Origin of the sequence: Pannus brasiliensis CCIBt3594 (genome assembly GCF_036688125.1) — a bacterium.
GTDB lineage: Bacteria > Cyanobacteriota > Cyanobacteriia > Cyanobacteriales > Microcystaceae > Pannus > Pannus brasiliensis.
Map to the genome: position 1 here is coordinate 16292 of NZ_JBAFSM010000002.1, position 13853 is coordinate 30144.

The 13853-nt window shown below is 55.5% G+C and carries 14 protein-coding genes; 7 read left to right on the plus strand and 7 right to left on the minus strand.

Annotation, left to right across the window (positions count from 1 at the left end):
- Positions 1 to 137: 137 nt before the first annotated feature.
- From V0288_RS01325 to V0288_RS01345, 5 genes are all read left to right on the plus strand, one after another.
- On the plus strand, positions 138 to 926 hold the full coding sequence (locus V0288_RS01325) for a pentapeptide repeat-containing protein (RefSeq protein ID WP_332863200.1): 789 nt from the start codon (positions 138 to 140) through the stop codon (positions 924 to 926).
- A 76-nt stretch (positions 927 to 1002) separates the two neighbouring features.
- Positions 1003 to 1629 (plus strand): TenA family protein, encoded by a 627-nt coding sequence (locus tag V0288_RS01330; protein ID WP_332863201.1) that lies wholly within the window; start codon positions 1003 to 1005, stop codon positions 1627 to 1629.
- Between the two features lie 74 nt (positions 1630 to 1703).
- Positions 1704 to 2024 (plus strand): DUF2605 domain-containing protein, encoded by a 321-nt coding sequence (locus tag V0288_RS01335; RefSeq protein ID WP_332863202.1) that lies wholly within the window; start codon positions 1704 to 1706, stop codon positions 2022 to 2024.
- Positions 2025 to 2147: 123 nt separating this feature from the next.
- Complete coding sequence (locus tag V0288_RS01340) at positions 2148 to 2453, plus strand: DUF2973 domain-containing protein (protein WP_422661869.1); 306 nt, start codon at positions 2148 to 2150, stop codon at positions 2451 to 2453.
- Between the two features lie 8 nt (positions 2454 to 2461).
- Complete coding sequence (locus V0288_RS01345; RefSeq protein ID WP_422661870.1) at positions 2462 to 3109, plus strand: YqiA/YcfP family alpha/beta fold hydrolase; 648 nt, start codon at positions 2462 to 2464, stop codon at positions 3107 to 3109.
- Positions 3110 to 3220: 111 nt separating this feature from the next.
- Here V0288_RS01345 and V0288_RS01350 read toward each other — a convergent pair whose 3' ends face one another.
- Together V0288_RS01350 and V0288_RS01355 are read right to left on the minus strand one after the other, a co-directional pair.
- Positions 3221 to 3781, minus strand: a complete 561-nt coding sequence (locus tag V0288_RS01350) for a hypothetical protein (RefSeq protein WP_332863205.1) — start codon at positions 3779 to 3781, stop codon at positions 3221 to 3223.
- Between the two features lie 189 nt (positions 3782 to 3970).
- Positions 3971 to 5428, minus strand: a complete 1458-nt coding sequence (locus V0288_RS01355; RefSeq protein WP_332863206.1) for a hypothetical protein — start codon at positions 5426 to 5428, stop codon at positions 3971 to 3973.
- Between the two features lie 520 nt (positions 5429 to 5948).
- On the opposite strand from V0288_RS01355, the gene psaA reads away from it, so the two are divergent.
- Positions 5949 to 8204: a photosystem I core protein PsaA gene (gene psaA / locus V0288_RS01360; RefSeq protein WP_332863207.1), complete on the plus strand. Its 2256-nt coding sequence runs from the start codon at positions 5949 to 5951 to the stop codon at positions 8202 to 8204.
- Positions 8205 to 8445: 241 nt separating this feature from the next.
- Positions 8446 to 10659, plus strand: coding sequence for a photosystem I core protein PsaB (gene psaB, locus V0288_RS01365; protein WP_332863208.1), 2214 nt, complete (start codon positions 8446 to 8448; stop codon positions 10657 to 10659).
- Positions 10660 to 10755: 96 nt separating this feature from the next.
- Here psaB and V0288_RS01370 read toward each other — a convergent pair whose 3' ends face one another.
- The 5 genes from V0288_RS01370 to glcD all read right to left on the minus strand — a co-directional run bounded on the left by V0288_RS01370 (position 10756) and on the right by glcD (position 13833).
- Positions 10756 to 11268, minus strand: coding sequence for a TolB family protein (locus V0288_RS01370; RefSeq protein WP_332863209.1), 513 nt, complete (start codon positions 11266 to 11268; stop codon positions 10756 to 10758).
- A gap of 23 nt (positions 11269 to 11291) precedes the next feature.
- Complete coding sequence (locus V0288_RS01375; RefSeq protein WP_332863210.1) at positions 11292 to 11507, minus strand: hypothetical protein; 216 nt, start codon at positions 11505 to 11507, stop codon at positions 11292 to 11294.
- A 111-nt stretch (positions 11508 to 11618) separates the two neighbouring features.
- Complete coding sequence (locus V0288_RS01380; protein WP_332863211.1) at positions 11619 to 11912, minus strand: cupin domain-containing protein; 294 nt, start codon at positions 11910 to 11912, stop codon at positions 11619 to 11621.
- 30 nt (positions 11913 to 11942) lie between these two features.
- Entirely contained in the window at positions 11943 to 12344 is a 402-nt protein-coding gene (locus V0288_RS01385) for an acyl-CoA thioesterase (RefSeq protein WP_332863212.1), read from the minus strand.
- Between the two features lie 22 nt (positions 12345 to 12366).
- The gene (gene glcD, locus V0288_RS01390) at positions 12367 to 13833 is read right to left on the minus strand and encodes a glycolate oxidase subunit GlcD (protein ID WP_332863213.1); all 1467 of its coding nucleotides are present in this window, start codon (positions 13831 to 13833) and stop codon (positions 12367 to 12369) included.
- Positions 13834 to 13853: the final 20 nt, after the last annotated feature.

A 13853-nucleotide genomic window follows, 5' to 3' on the forward strand; every position in this document is an offset into this window, starting at 1 on the left:
AGTCAGGCTCCAAATCGCGGGCGGTTCCCGAAGATCGTCCTTGTATTGTAGTTGACGGGCGATGCTTTCTCAAGCAAGATCGAGTCGAAACCCTTTTCCCCACTGCGCTCATCCCTTTCGCCATCGAGGCCGAGATCATGAATAAGTCGATCTTTCTAACCCTTGCCCTCGGTTTTCCGATTCTCTGTATTTCCCCCACGCGAGCGGAGGATCTTAACCAATTACAGCAACTCCTTTCCACCAATCAATGCAACTTATGCGATCTCTCTAGGGCGGGTCTCGTTCAATCTAACCTATCCGGCGCGAGATTGAGCGGGGCGAATCTCCGGGGCGCGAACTTGAGTCAGGCGAATTTAAGCGGTGCCGATCTCGATGGTGCGGATTTAACGGGCGCGATTTTATTCGGGGCGAACTTGACGGGGGCGAATCTCCGGGGCGCGATTTTAAACGGGACGGATCTCCGGAACGCGTATCTAGTCAATGCCGAGTTCGGCGGGGCGACCCTGGAGAAAACTTTCCTACGCGGCGCGGTCGGGATTCCCCTGGAAGCGGCCACTCCCGAACTCTTTTATACGTTAGGCATCGACGACACGCGACAGGGACAGAACGCGGAAGCGATCGAGAATTTCAATCGAGCTTTGACGATTAATCCCGATTTCGCGCCGGCCTATCTCGCGCGGGCGATCGCCAATTTCCATCTCGGGAACAACACCCTTGCGGCCGATGACGCGCGAACCGCCTCGACTCTCTTCGAGCGCCAGAATAATCCGGAAGGCCAAAAGGCGGCGGAAGACTTTATCCAAGGGATGGAACTCGCGCTGAAACCGAAAAAAGAGCCGGGGCAAACCTCGTCCCTCGATCGCGTCGTACAGGGGATCGGTTCGGTATTGTTACAGTTCGTGATTCCCTTTCTCGGTTTCCTGTAATTTCGGGAGGCGGGAGGCGATCGGCAATAGGTAGGAGCGTAATATTTAGGAATCTCCCTCATCTCTCTCATCCCCCATGCTTAGTACAGAACTCTGGCAAGCCCATCAAGATATCGCCCGCGAGTGCCTCGATCATCCTTTCGTGCGGGGAATCGCCACCGGGACGCTCGATCGAGATCGTTTCGCGTTTTATGTCGGTCAGGACGCGTTTTTCCTCGAATCTTTCGCCCGTTCCTATAGTATCGCCGCCGCGAAAGCTCCCGACTGGAAGGGATTCCGGGTTTTCCAGCGGTTAGCGACCGGGGTTTTAGAAGAATTACAGCTACACGAAACCTACGCGCTTCGCTGGGGGGTGGATCTGCGAACGGTACGGCCCGCCCCGGCAACGCGCCACTATACCGATTTTCTCCTGGCGACCGCCTGGGCGAAAGACCCCGGAGCGATCGCCGTGGCCATGTCACCCTGTATGCGTCTATACGCTTTCTTGGGTCGGGAATTAGCCGGGGAGAGGATTTCTGAGAACCCTTACCAAGATTGGATCGACACATACAGTTCGTCGGAATTTGAAGAATTAGCGTGTGAGTTAGAGAGATTGGTCGATAAATACGCGGTATCGGGCGAGGAAAGTTATTCTTCCTACCGTTACGCTCTCGATCGCGAGCGAGACTTTTTTGAGGCCGCGATCGAGAGGGGCGAACCTTAAAATCCCGCGCGGGTAATGTTAAGAAATATAAATAACGCTAAGATTAGGGGAGAAAAAATCGTCATCATAAAGTAATGTACAACTCGCGACCGACCGAAAACGAACTGTTGAAAGCCGTTCTGGAGCCGTTGTTAGAGGACTTCCGGGAATGGTTCTCCCGCGCCCGAGCGCTCTTGGAAACCGAGAGATTATCGTTTTTATCGATCGAGGAACAGGAGGATCTGCTCGATCGGGTAAAACGCTCTCAACAGGAAGTGGCCACGGCCGATGCCCTGTATCGAGCGACGGGAGGACAGGCCGGAATCGAGGCCCGGATGTTATTTCACTGGCATCAACTGGTGGCGGAGTGTTGGAGGGTGTCGAGTCGGTGGCGATCGTTCCGGGGAAAGGTATAAATCGCTCTCGCGGATCGGGAGCGTGACCGTGACCTTTTTGATAAGCTAGAGAATCGATCGGGTTTTCGAGATAAGTTTTTGAAATTCGGAATTTCCGCGAAACCGCAACGGGAGGATTGGCTAATGTTACATCTGCTCTATATTGTCGCTTTCACGATCATCGCTTTTCTGACGATCGGGAATCTGGTCCGGAGTTTACTGACCGTCAGCATGGACTCTCAGAAACGTCCGACGGGTTCGTCCAATCGAAACCATCCCTACGGCTACCCGACGGCCTCCCATCCCGAACTATTAGATGACGCGGGACAGCCGATTAACGAACCGCTTTTGGTGATCCGTTCCGTTACGGTAGAGGATGCCCGTCAACAGTTGGACGCGATCTATAACGCTTCCCCCGGCCAGCCGAAAGAGTGGGAAGACGACAAATAATCGATCGGGTGTCGGTGAATCAGAGCGACTATATTTATTTACACGGTTTCGCCTCCGGGCCGCGCTCGGCGAAAGCCGCTTTTTTTCGCGAGCGTTTCCGGGAGTTACGGAGATCGATCGAGACTCCCGATCTCAACGGCGAGAATTTTTCCACGTTAACCCTGACCCGACAGATCGAGCGCGTGGGTCGGGAGCGGTTAGCTTCCGGGTCTCCCGTCACGTTGATCGGTTCGAGTTTGGGCGGATTAATGGCGGCCTGGCTGGCCGAGAAATATGTCGCGGTGCGAGGCTTGGTTTTACTAGCTCCCGCTTTCGGTTTCCCCCGACGACCACCGACGGAAGAGATGGAGGAAACGCTGAGAGAATGGGAGAGATCCGGGTGGTTATCGGTTTATCACTACGGCTACGGGCGATCGCTCCCGATTCACTACGAGTTCGTTCGCGACGCGGGCATCTATCGGGAGGAGGATTTAACCCGCCCCGTTCCCACCCTGATCCTTCACGGTCGTTCGGACGGGGTGATCCCGATCGAACGAAGTCGGGAGTACGCGCGCTCCCGTCCCCACGTACAATTAATCGAATTAGATAGCGATCACGCGCTCACCGACGTTCTGCCGAGAATCTGGACGGAAACGCGGAATTTTTTAGAGCTATAAGGAAATTTTTGTTTTCCCGAGACAATTCTCGATCGCCCGCGAACGAAAACCCCTTTTCTGACTCGAAAAGGGGTTCGCCGAGATAATTCCCGGAAAGTCGATCGGGTCTATCTACCAAAGTCCCCGAATAGGAGCGGCCGCGGGAGCGGGAACGGGAGTGGGTTCGGCGGTGAAGGTGCGGGTTTCCGGAGCGAGAGGGGGAAGGCCGGTAGAGGTTTCGGAGCGGTTGAGTTCCTCGATCAATCGAGCGGTATTGCCGTTATACGAGGTTTCCGATTTCAGTTTCAAGCGGGAGATCCAATAGGGGTGAGCCTTGCCGATATAGACTAACTTACCGTCCACGACCTGTAAGATCACGTCGTCACCACCCATCGCGTCGCCGACCACCCGTTGGCTAGTTCCGTAGGGCGCGAGATCGGCGGCCATAATGTCTTTCCCGTCCACGGTAACGGCTCTCATCAACTCGATCGACATGATGCCGCCAACGGTTCCCCGCACGCGACCGAGAACGTATTGAGTCGGGTCCATCTGCGGTTCTTGCCGGTAGGTTTCGTGGCCGCGCAGTTGGCTGAGAAGAATACCTTGCGGTTCCGCTTTGACGGGGCTCGCGCAGAGGGCGGTCACGGTCAGTAATCCGGCGGTTCCCAGCAGAGGAAGCATCTTGTTAAACATGAATTACCTCACTCGAAAAAATCGGTAAATTTCTAATTGACGTTTTAGATTATAGCGCGGTTCCCAAAATTGTCGAGATTGGCACATACTCCTTTAACAATTGTCGGCGCGTTTCCCTTTTACCTTACAAAAAGTCCTAGAGGGAGACGGCTCCCTCTAGACAGAATTCCCCGGATGGTCTCCCCGGGCTTACGGCGCGGGCGATCGCTCCGGAGCGATCGGTTTCACGGGTTCCGAACCCTCGCCGCGGGCGGAACGCCATCGATCGAGGGTCCCGCGAAAGCGATCGATCCAAGGGTTCGCCCGCGGGGGATTCGGTTCGGCGGGAGGCGGTTCGATCGTCGGGGTTTCGGTCGCTTCCGTCTCTGCGGGGAGGACGATTTCGGGGGGGGCTACCGGTTCCGCGGCGGTCACTTGTCCCTCGTCGGGAAGAACGAGACGCGGCAGTTGTACCGGTTCGGCTGTCGGGGTTTCGAGGTCTTCGGGAAGAACCAGTTCGGGTAATGGGAGGGGCGGACTCTCGATCGGCGTTTCCGCTTTCCCGACTTCTTCGGGAATTTTGAGGGCGGGGAGTTCGATCGGCTCCGGCGTTTCTTCCGCGACCGGTTCTTCTACCGCGGGAGGGATTTCTTCGGTGGCGGTCGGTTCCTCGATCGGTTCGGGAATGGCTTCGGTTTCCGTTACGGGAGCGGGTTCTTCCTCGATCGCCGGTTCTTCCCCGATGACGGGGGTCGCCGTATAGTTCGGATCGACGATTTTCCGGGCGATCGGGACGGGGATCTCGCCTTTGACTAGCTTGGTAAGCGAGTCCTCGTAAGCGGGATCGTAGGTAATTAACCGGGCGGTCGTGTTGAAAACGTTCTCGATCACGTTCCCTTTTTCGTCGATAAATTCCAGTTTTACTAAATTATCGCCTTTGTCAAAGCCTTGCAGATAGATGGGTTCCCAGGTATCGAGGAGGAAACTCTCGCCGTTGACGGTGACGCGTACCCGCCAGTCGCGGATCTCGTCGGCCTCGCTCTCTCGGGCGACAACGTGCAGGGGGGCGTTCGCCAGGTAAAAATCGAGCAGGATCGGTTCGGCCCCGTAGACTCCCCGCGGACGGTTGTAAGTCAGGACGGGGAGTTTCGGGTCGGGCGCGTTGCTACCGGTTTTGGTTTTAACGTGGAAGGTGGTACGGGCGTAAGCCCCGTCATTTTTAAAACTCTCGTGCCAGGGACGGGCGGCGAACACTCGCAGGGTATGGGTTCCGGGACTAAGATCCCCCAGGGTCACGGGTCCGGAGAGGTCGTGGATCTCCCGGGCCGGTTCGTTATCGAGGACGAGGGATAGATAGGGGCCGAGATCGAGTTCGGGATCTTGAAAAACGGGCAGATCGGTCACTTGTAACTCGACGTTTACGGTGGTGCCTTCAAAGAGTTGGTCGGGCGCGGGGCTAAGGATAGCGACCTGCGGCGCGTAGCGATCGAGGCTTTTGTGAAGTTCTCGAATCGCCGGGGGCGGGGCGACCTCGGACAGTTTGCCGTGAACGACCGGCAGGTTCGGGGAATCGGGAGAGGGCCGGTCGGTAGCGGTCAGGCGATCGCTACAGGCCGTCACCAGAAAGGCGAGTATCCCGATCGAGAGATAAACGCCGAGGGTTTTCATCGATATATATCTATAAATTCGGGATAGCACGTTCCTCCGCGTCGGTAGTAAAGGGTAAAAGTTTCGCGGTCTGTCGATCGGGTCGCGGGGGGCGATCGGGACAGAATCCTGTTTGATCGACTTAATTTTACTGAATTACTGCATTGTTTTTGGGAGATCGATCGATTGAATTTTCTCGATGGCGCGGCGGCGGGAGCGGGAAAAAACGGACGGAATCCGGTTTATCGATCGATTTTTGGTTCCATCGGCGCGTTTTCTGCCCTCTCGCCCGCCCGCCCGTAGCAGAAAACGCCGCTCGTATCAAGGGTTAAGACAATTTTAATTATTGTTAAGCGTCTCGGACGAAGCAGAGAGGGAAGATTTATTATCAACTATTGATGCTTTTGGCTGGAATCTAATCAAAATAGGACAGTCGAGCTAGATTAACAAAAGGGAATCGGTTCACCGCTTGCCTTTCCGCTGTTAAAAAATCTATCCTCAAAGAAAACGCTAAGTCCATTGTCGAGAGAGGAGAGTCCTCATGGCAATCAGTCCTCCCCCCAGAGAGGCGAAAGTTAAGGTAACTGTCGATAAAGACCCGGTGGCCACCTCCTTCGAGAAGTGGGGACAACCGGGCCACTTCGATCGCACTTTAGCGAAAGGTCCCAAAACCACGACCTGGATTTGGAACCTTCACGCCAACGCCCACGATTTTGACAGCCAAACGAGCGACCTAGAAGATATTTCTCGGAAAATCTTCAGCGCCCACTTCGGGCATCTAGCCGTTGTCTTCGTCTGGCTGAGTGGAATGTACTTCCACGGCGCGAAATTTTCTAACTATGAAGCTTGGTTAACCGACCCCACCCACATCAAACCCAGCGCCCAGGTGGTCTGGCCGATCGTCGGTCAGGGCATCCTCAACGCGGATGTCGGTGGCGGATTCAGCGGTATCCAGATCACCTCGGGCCTGTTCTATCTATGGCGGGCTTCCGGCTTTACCAACAGCTACCAGCTATACTGCACCGCCATCGGCGGTCTGGTGATGGCCGGTCTGATGCTATTCGCCGGTTGGTTCCACTACCACAAACGGGCGCCGAAGCTCGAGTGGTTCCAAAACGTGGAATCGATGATGAACCACCACCTCGCCGGATTACTCGGTTTGGGTTCCCTGTCTTGGGCCGGACACCAGATTCACGTTTCGTTACCCGTTAACAAACTGCTCGATGCCGGTGTCGCTCCCCAGGATATTCCCCTGCCCCACGAGTTCATTCTCGATCCGAGCAAGATGGCCGAGTTGTATCCCAGCTTCGCCCAGGGAATTCTCCCCTTCTTCACCCTGAACTGGGGCGTGTATTCCGATTTCCTCACCTTCAAAGGTGGCTTGAACCCCGTTACCGGTGGTCTGTGGCTGTCCGATACGGCGCACCATCACCTGGCGATCGCCGTGTTGTTCATCATCGCCGGCCATATGTACCGGACCAACTGGGGTATCGGTCACAGCATGAAGGAGATCCTGGAAAACCACAAAGGACCCTTCACCGGTGAGGGACATAAAGGACTCTACGAGATCCTGACCACCTCCTGGCACGCGCAGTTAGCGATCAACCTAGCGTTACTCGGTTCGCTAACGATCATCGTGGCCCACCACATGTACGCCATGCCGCCCTATCCCTACCAGGCGATCGACTACGCCACCCAACTATCCCTGTTCACTCACCATACTTGGATCGGTGGCTTCTTGATCGTCGGCGCGGGAGCGCACGGCGCGATCTTCATGGTTCGGGACTACGATCCGGCCAAGAACGTGGACAACCTGCTCGATCGGGTGATCCGTCACCGCGACGCGATCATCTCCCACCTCAACTGGGTCTGTATTTTCCTCGGCTTCCATAGCTTCGGACTCTACATCCACAACGACACCATGCGCGCCCTCGGTCGCCCCCAAGATATGTTCTCGGATACGGCGATCCAACTCCAACCGGTGTTCGCGCAGTGGGTGCAAAATATCCACACCCTCGCCCCCGGCGGCACCGCTCCCAACGCTCTAGCCCCCGCTAGTTACGCGTTCGGTGGTGGTGTGGTCGCCGTGGCCGGCAAGGTAGCGATGATGCCCATCGCGCTCGGCACCGCCGATTTCATGGTGCATCACATCCACGCTTTCACCATCCACGTAACGGTGTTGATCCTCCTCAAAGGGGTTCTCTACGCTCGTGGCTCCCGCTTGATTCCCGATAAGGCGAATCTCGGTTTCCGTTTCCCCTGCGACGGCCCCGGCCGTGGCGGTACCTGCCAAGTTTCCGGTTGGGATCACGTTTTCCTCGGTCTGTTCTGGATGTACAACTCCCTGTCGGTGGTGATTTTCCACTTTAGCTGGAAAATGCAATCCGACGTGTGGGGAACCGTCGCCCCGGATGGCACCGTGACCCACGTTACCCTCGGTAACTTCGCGCAGAGCTCCATCACGATCAACGGTTGGTTACGCGATTTCCTCTGGGCGCAAGCGGCTCAAGTCATTAACTCTTATGGCTCCGCCCTTTCCGCCTACGGGATCATGTTCCTCGCGGGACACTTCGTTTTCGCGTTCAGCTTGATGTTCCTGTTCAGCGGTCGCGGCTACTGGCAAGAACTGATCGAGTCGATCGTCTGGGCGCACAACAAACTCCGCGTCGCTCCCGCGATTCAACCCCGCGCTCTGAGCATCATTCAGGGTCGCGCGGTCGGGGTAGCCCACTACCTCCTCGGCGGTATCGTGACGACTTGGGCGTTCTTCCTCGCTCGAAGTCTATCGATCGGCTAACCGGGCGCCCGTCCCTTGCCAATCCCGATCGAACGGATTGGCAAGATCCTATCAAAACGCTCTAGAGTAAGTATGATAGGGACAAGACCCGCCCTAGGGTCGGCAGACCCACTTAACAACCGTTTATTGACCGAACCCCTGTAATGATTTCCTTTTACGGGGGCGAGTGAAAAAACAAGGAAATGACCAGCACTCGTGTAAGAGCCTCAGTTATTTAGAGAGGAGAATTTCCTAAACAGCTATGGCAACTAAATTCCCCAAATTTAGCCAAGACCTAGCCCAAGATCCAACGACTCGTCGGATCTGGTACGGGATCGCCACAGCCCACGACTTTGAAAGTCATGATGGAATGACCGAGGAAAATCTCTATCAAAAGATTTTCGCCTCCCACTTCGGACACATCGCCATCATCTTTCTGTGGACTTCCGGCACCCTATTCCACGTCGCGTGGCAAGGTAACTTCGAGCAGTGGATCAAAGATCCCCTCAATATCCGCCCGATCGCCCACGCGATCTGGGACCCCCACTTCGGCAAAGGCGCGGTTGATGCCTTCACCCAAGCGGGCGCTTCTAACCCCGTTAACATCGCTTATTCCGGTGTATACCACTGGTTCTACACCATCGGGATCACCTCCAACCAAGACCTGTACCAAGGCGCGGTGTTCTTGCTAATCCTCTCGGCCCTGTTCCTGTTCGCCGGCTGGCTCCACTTGCAACCCAAGTTCCGTCCTAGCCTCGCCTGGTTCAAGAACGCCGAGTCCCGCATGAACCACCACCTCGCCGGTCTGTTCGGGGTTAGCTCTCTGGCCTGGACGGGACACCTCGTTCACGTCGCCATCCCGGAATCGCGCGGTCAGCACGTCGGTTGGGATAACTTCCTCTCTACCCCCCCTCACCCCGCGGGCTTACTGCCCTTCTTCACGGGCAACTGGGGCGTGTACGCGCAGAATCCCGACACCGCTAACCACGTTTTCGGTACGGCGCAAGGCGCGGGAACCGCGATCTTGACCTTCCTCGGTGGCTTCAACCCCCAAACCGAATCCCTCTGGCTGACGGATATGGCGCATCACCATCTGGCGATCGCCGTGATCTTCATCGTTGCCGGTCATATGTACCGCACCAACTGGGGCCTCGGCCACAGCATGAAGGAGATCCTCAACGCCCACCGTCCCCCGAGCGGTAAGTTAGGAGCGGGTCACAAAAACCTGTACGACACGGTTAACAACTCCCTCCACTTCCAACTCGGTCTCGCTCTCGCCTCTCTCGGCGTGGTGACTTCCCTGGTGGCGCAACATATGTACTCGATGCCCCCCTACGTCTTCATGGCGAAGGACTATACCACCCAAGCGGCTCTCTACACCCATCACCAGTACATCGCTGGTTTCCTGATGGTCGGCGCGTTCGCTCACGGTGCTATCTTCTGGGTACGTGACTACGATCCCGAAGCGAACAAAGACAACGTTCTCGCCCGGATGCTCGAACACAAGGAAGCGATCATCTCCCACTTAAGCTGGGTGTCTCTCTTCCTCGGTTTCCACACCCTCGGTCTCTACGTTCACAACGACGTGGTGGTCGCTTTCGGTACTCCCGAAAAACAAATCCTGATCGAACCCGTTTTCGCGCAGTGGATTCAAGCCTCTCACGGAAAACTTCTCTACGGGTTTAACGTTCTGCTATCGAACCCCGATAGCGTCGCTTCGACCGCTTACCCCAACTACGGTAACGTTTGGCTACCGGGCTGGTTAGAGGCGATCAACAGCGGTACGAACTCCCTATTCTTAACCATCGGCCCCGGTGACTTCCTCGTTCACCACGCCATCGCCCTCGGTCTCCACACCACCACCTTGATTCTCGTCAAAGGCGCGTTGGATGCCCGCGGCTCGAAACTGATGCCCGACAAAAAAGACTTCGGGTACGCCTTCCCCTGCGACGGCCCCGGTCGTGGCGGTACTTGCGACATCTCCGGTTGGGATTCCTTCTACCTCGCCATGTTCTGGATGCTGAACACCCTGGGCTGGTTGACCTTCTACTGGCACTGGAAACACCTCGGTGTGTGGCAAGGTAACGTCGCTCAATTCAACGAAAACTCTACCTACCTGATGGGCTGGTTCCGCGATTACCTCTGGGCGAACTCCGCGCAGTTAATCAACGGCTACAACCCCTACGGTGTGAACAACCTCTCGGTCTGGGCGTGGATGTTCCTCTTCGGACACCTCGTTTGGGCGACCGGTTTCATGTTCCTCATCTCTTGGCGCGGTTACTGGCAAGAGTTGATCGAGACCATCGTTTGGGCGCACGAGCGCACTCCTCTGGCGAACCTGGTTCGTTGGAAAGATAAGCCCGTCGCTCTGTCGATCGTTCAGGCTCGTTTGGTCGGTCTAGCTCACTTCACCGTCGGCTATATCTTCACCTACGCCGCCTTCTTGATCGCTTCGACCGCCGGTAAGTTCGGCTAAACTCGACAAGTTAGGTAACTAACGAAATCCCCCGCCGCCCGGTGGGGGATTTTTCATTTTGAACGCGGGGCGTAGTTCTCGATCGAATTAATAATTTTAATAATTCCTCTCGACGAGGGCGATTTTCCACTGGCCGCTTTGATTGGTTTCAAAAGCTACCCGACTACCGTCACCGCTAATGGTGGGATTCCGCACCGTCCCGCGGACATTGGCCGTTAAGAGTTCCGATCGCCCCGAATCGCGATCGTACACCATCACGTCAGCTTTACCGCGCTCGGTGGAGATATAGGCGATAAACCGTCCGTCCCCGTTTAACGCGGGTTGATCCTGACGGGAATCGCGACGGTTTAAATTCGGTAGGTTGACTAATCTTCGTTCCTGTAAATCGAACAGGTAAATACTCCGGCGGCCCGATCGATCCGAGGCGAACGCGAGATAACGCCCGTCCCCGCTATAACTGGGCGATTCGTCGGCCGCGAAACTATTCAACCCGCCGGCGGGAACCTGGGGCGTGACCAACAGCGCGGAATTACAGCCGGTCGCCCCGAAAATCAGCCAGATGAAAACGAAAAATCGTCTCGATCGAACAAAACGAAATTTAGTTTTCATCTTGACTTTTTCCTTAGTTTGTGCTAGTAGCTATCGTCTTTAGTTGCGGTTTTCAGGGTTAATAACTGGTTCGCTTCCCCGAGGCTATCGGCGATCGCTTCGCGGAGGGGCAGATCGATCGTCGGTTCGGCGAGGACTTCCTGCGCTTGTTGGCGGATCTCCGCGCCGGTTTCGGGGGACGCTCGATCGAGTTCCTGTAAGCGTTCGGGTAATCGCTCGATCGGGATAGACGTATCCATTGGTTCGCGCTCCTGCAAACGTTGTTCTCTTCCCCATTCTAGAGAGCCGGACGCGCCGCCCGTTCCCGAACCCCCTTTTATTTAAGATTCTCACCGTTCGCGAGCGTTGTCTCAGAGAAACCGATAACGTTTCTTCACGTCCCGGCGGATCTTCCAAGTGCAGGACATCCCCGCGGGAAAGGTGACGAGATCGCCCGCGCCCATTTCTACCGGTTCCCCACCGTCGGGAGTGACTACCACCTCCCCCTCGACAAAATAACAGGTTTCATCGCTGTCATACGTCCAGGGGAATTCCGAGATTCCCTTCGTCCAGATCGTCCAGCCCGTCACGTCTAAACTCTCTAAACGTTCCGGGCTAATTTGTCGTTCGATCGCGATGCCGAAGGTTTGTTGGCTAGTCGTCATAATTTTTCGGAGAAGTCATATCGACATCGTTTACAAACTTTTCAGCCAGTTTTGAAGGGGATTTGGGAGAACGATCCGCTGTCGCGAGTATCGATCGATACAGACATGACGGGTTCGCGCTTTCCCCACCGCTTTCTCCGTATTTTCGCCGAGAAAAATCGTGTATTCTAATTCAAATTCCGTGTCGGCGATCGAGATCGGGTGAATTTGAACTCGCAGTCGATCGCCACAGAAAAGAGGATGGAAAAATTGGATTTCCGCCTTAGCGATCGGGATGGCGATCGGGGAATCATCGAGAAAGTCCCGTAAAAAAATCCCCGATCGGGCTAACGATTCCTCGTAGGCTTCGTGACAGATCGAGAGGAGATTCGCGAAGTAGATAACTCCCGCCGCGTCGGTATCGGCCAAACGGATCGAACGAGTGTAAATCATAACGGTTACGGATTCGGTTATCTTAGAACAGATCGACCCCATTAAACTCCTGTTGTTTGGCGTTAGCCGCTTCGCCGCAAGTGCGCGGGGTGGGGAATAATTTCCCCGGATTGGCTAACCCTTTCGGGTTAAAACAATCGCGAACGTAGCCCATCGTTTCCAGATCGATCTCGTTAAACATCGCGGGCATATAGCAACTCTTATCCACGCCGATGCCGTGTTCTCCCGATAAACTTCCGCCCACGCGGACGCAGACTTTCAAGATTTCTCCGCCCAACTCTTCCACTTCTTCCCACGCGCCTTTCACCTTATTATCGTAGAGAATCAACGGGTGAAGATTGCCGTCTCCCGCGTGGAAAACATTGGCGATTTTATAGCCGTATTTTTCTCCTAACGCGTTAATTTCCTGTAAGACTGGCGCGAGTTGACTGCGGGGAATCACGCCATCTTGAACGAAATAATTCCGACTCATTTTACCCGCCGCCGCGAAAGCCGCTTTCCGTCCTTTCCAGAGTTTTAATCTCGTTTCCGCGTCGTTCGCCGCGGTAATATTCCGCGCCCCGTTCTGACGGCAGATCTCGCCGACGCGATGTTTATTGGCGGCAACTTCTACCGCCAATCCGTCTAATTCTACTAATAAAACCGCTTCCGCGTCTCGGGGATAACAACCGGTAGCTACCACGTCCTCGACCGAGTTAATGCTGAGATTATCCATGATCTCCATGCCCGCGGGAATGATGCCGGATTTGATGATATCCGCGACCGTTTGCCCCGCCGCTTCGACACTGGTGAAATCGGCGAGTAAAACACAGATCGATTCCGGGGTTTTCAGAATCCGTAACGTGATTTCCGTGGCGATGCCTAGCGTTCCCTCGGAACCGACGAATACACCGGTGAGATCGTAGCCGGGAGTTTCGGGGACGAATCCACCGGTGTCGAGAATCGAACCGTCGGGAATGACGATTTTTAAGCCTAATACGTGATTGCTGGTGACTCCGTATTTGAGACAGTGAACGCCGCCGGAATTTTCGGCCACGTTACCGCCGATCGAGCAGATAATTTGACTGGAAGGATCGGGCGCGTAGTAAAATCCCGCCCCGCTAACCGCTTGTGTCACCCAGTTATTAATCACCCCCGGTTGCACGACAACGCGCTGATTATCGAGATCGATCGAGAGAATCCGATTCATCCGCGCCGTGACGATTAAAACGCCGTTTTCGAGGGGTAACGCGCCCCCGGATAAGCCGGTTCCCGCACCTCTCGCCACCCACGGGATCTCTTTCTCGTGACAGATTTTCACGATCGCCGCGATCTGTTCGGTAGTACGGGGAAGTACCACGAGGGCGGGTCTTTGTCGATATCCCGTGATACCATCGCATTCGTAGGTTAATAGCTCGTCTTTTCGACGGATAACGCCGTCTTTGCCGACGATCGTTTCAAATTCTCGGGCTACCGTCTGGATCGGATCGGGGGGAGATTTCAGGAACATAGCTTCCGCTTAGGCGTTGG

Coding starts and splice junctions, on each gene's coding strand:
- V0288_RS01355 (WP_332863206.1), bottom strand. CDS start 5,428: ATGAAAACCCTCGGCGTTTATCTCTCGATCGGGATACTCGCCTTTCTG.
- V0288_RS01385 (WP_332863212.1), bottom strand. CDS start 12,344: ATGATTTACACTCGTTCGATCCGTTTGGCCGATACCGACGCGGCGGGA.
- V0288_RS01335 (WP_332863202.1), top strand. CDS start 1,704: ATGTACAACTCGCGACCGACCGAAAACGAACTGTTGAAAGCCGTTCTG.
- V0288_RS01330 (WP_332863201.1), top strand. CDS start 1,003: ATGCTTAGTACAGAACTCTGGCAAGCCCATCAAGATATCGCCCGCGAG.
- V0288_RS01370 (WP_332863209.1), bottom strand. CDS start 11,268: ATGAAAACTAAATTTCGTTTTGTTCGATCGAGACGATTTTTCGTTTTC.
- psaA (WP_332863207.1), top strand. CDS start 5,949: ATGGCAATCAGTCCTCCCCCCAGAGAGGCGAAAGTTAAGGTAACTGTC.
- V0288_RS01325 (WP_332863200.1), top strand. CDS start 138: ATGAATAAGTCGATCTTTCTAACCCTTGCCCTCGGTTTTCCGATTCTC.
- glcD (WP_332863213.1), bottom strand. CDS start 13,833: ATGTTCCTGAAATCTCCCCCCGATCCGATCCAGACGGTAGCCCGAGAA.
- V0288_RS01340 (WP_422661869.1), top strand. CDS start 2,148: ATGTTACATCTGCTCTATATTGTCGCTTTCACGATCATCGCTTTTCTG.
- V0288_RS01380 (WP_332863211.1), bottom strand. CDS start 11,912: ATGACGACTAGCCAACAAACCTTCGGCATCGCGATCGAACGACAAATT.
- psaB (WP_332863208.1), top strand. CDS start 8,446: ATGGCAACTAAATTCCCCAAATTTAGCCAAGACCTAGCCCAAGATCCA.
- V0288_RS01350 (WP_332863205.1), bottom strand. CDS start 3,781: ATGTTTAACAAGATGCTTCCTCTGCTGGGAACCGCCGGATTACTGACC.
- V0288_RS01375 (WP_332863210.1), bottom strand. CDS start 11,507: ATGGATACGTCTATCCCGATCGAGCGATTACCCGAACGCTTACAGGAA.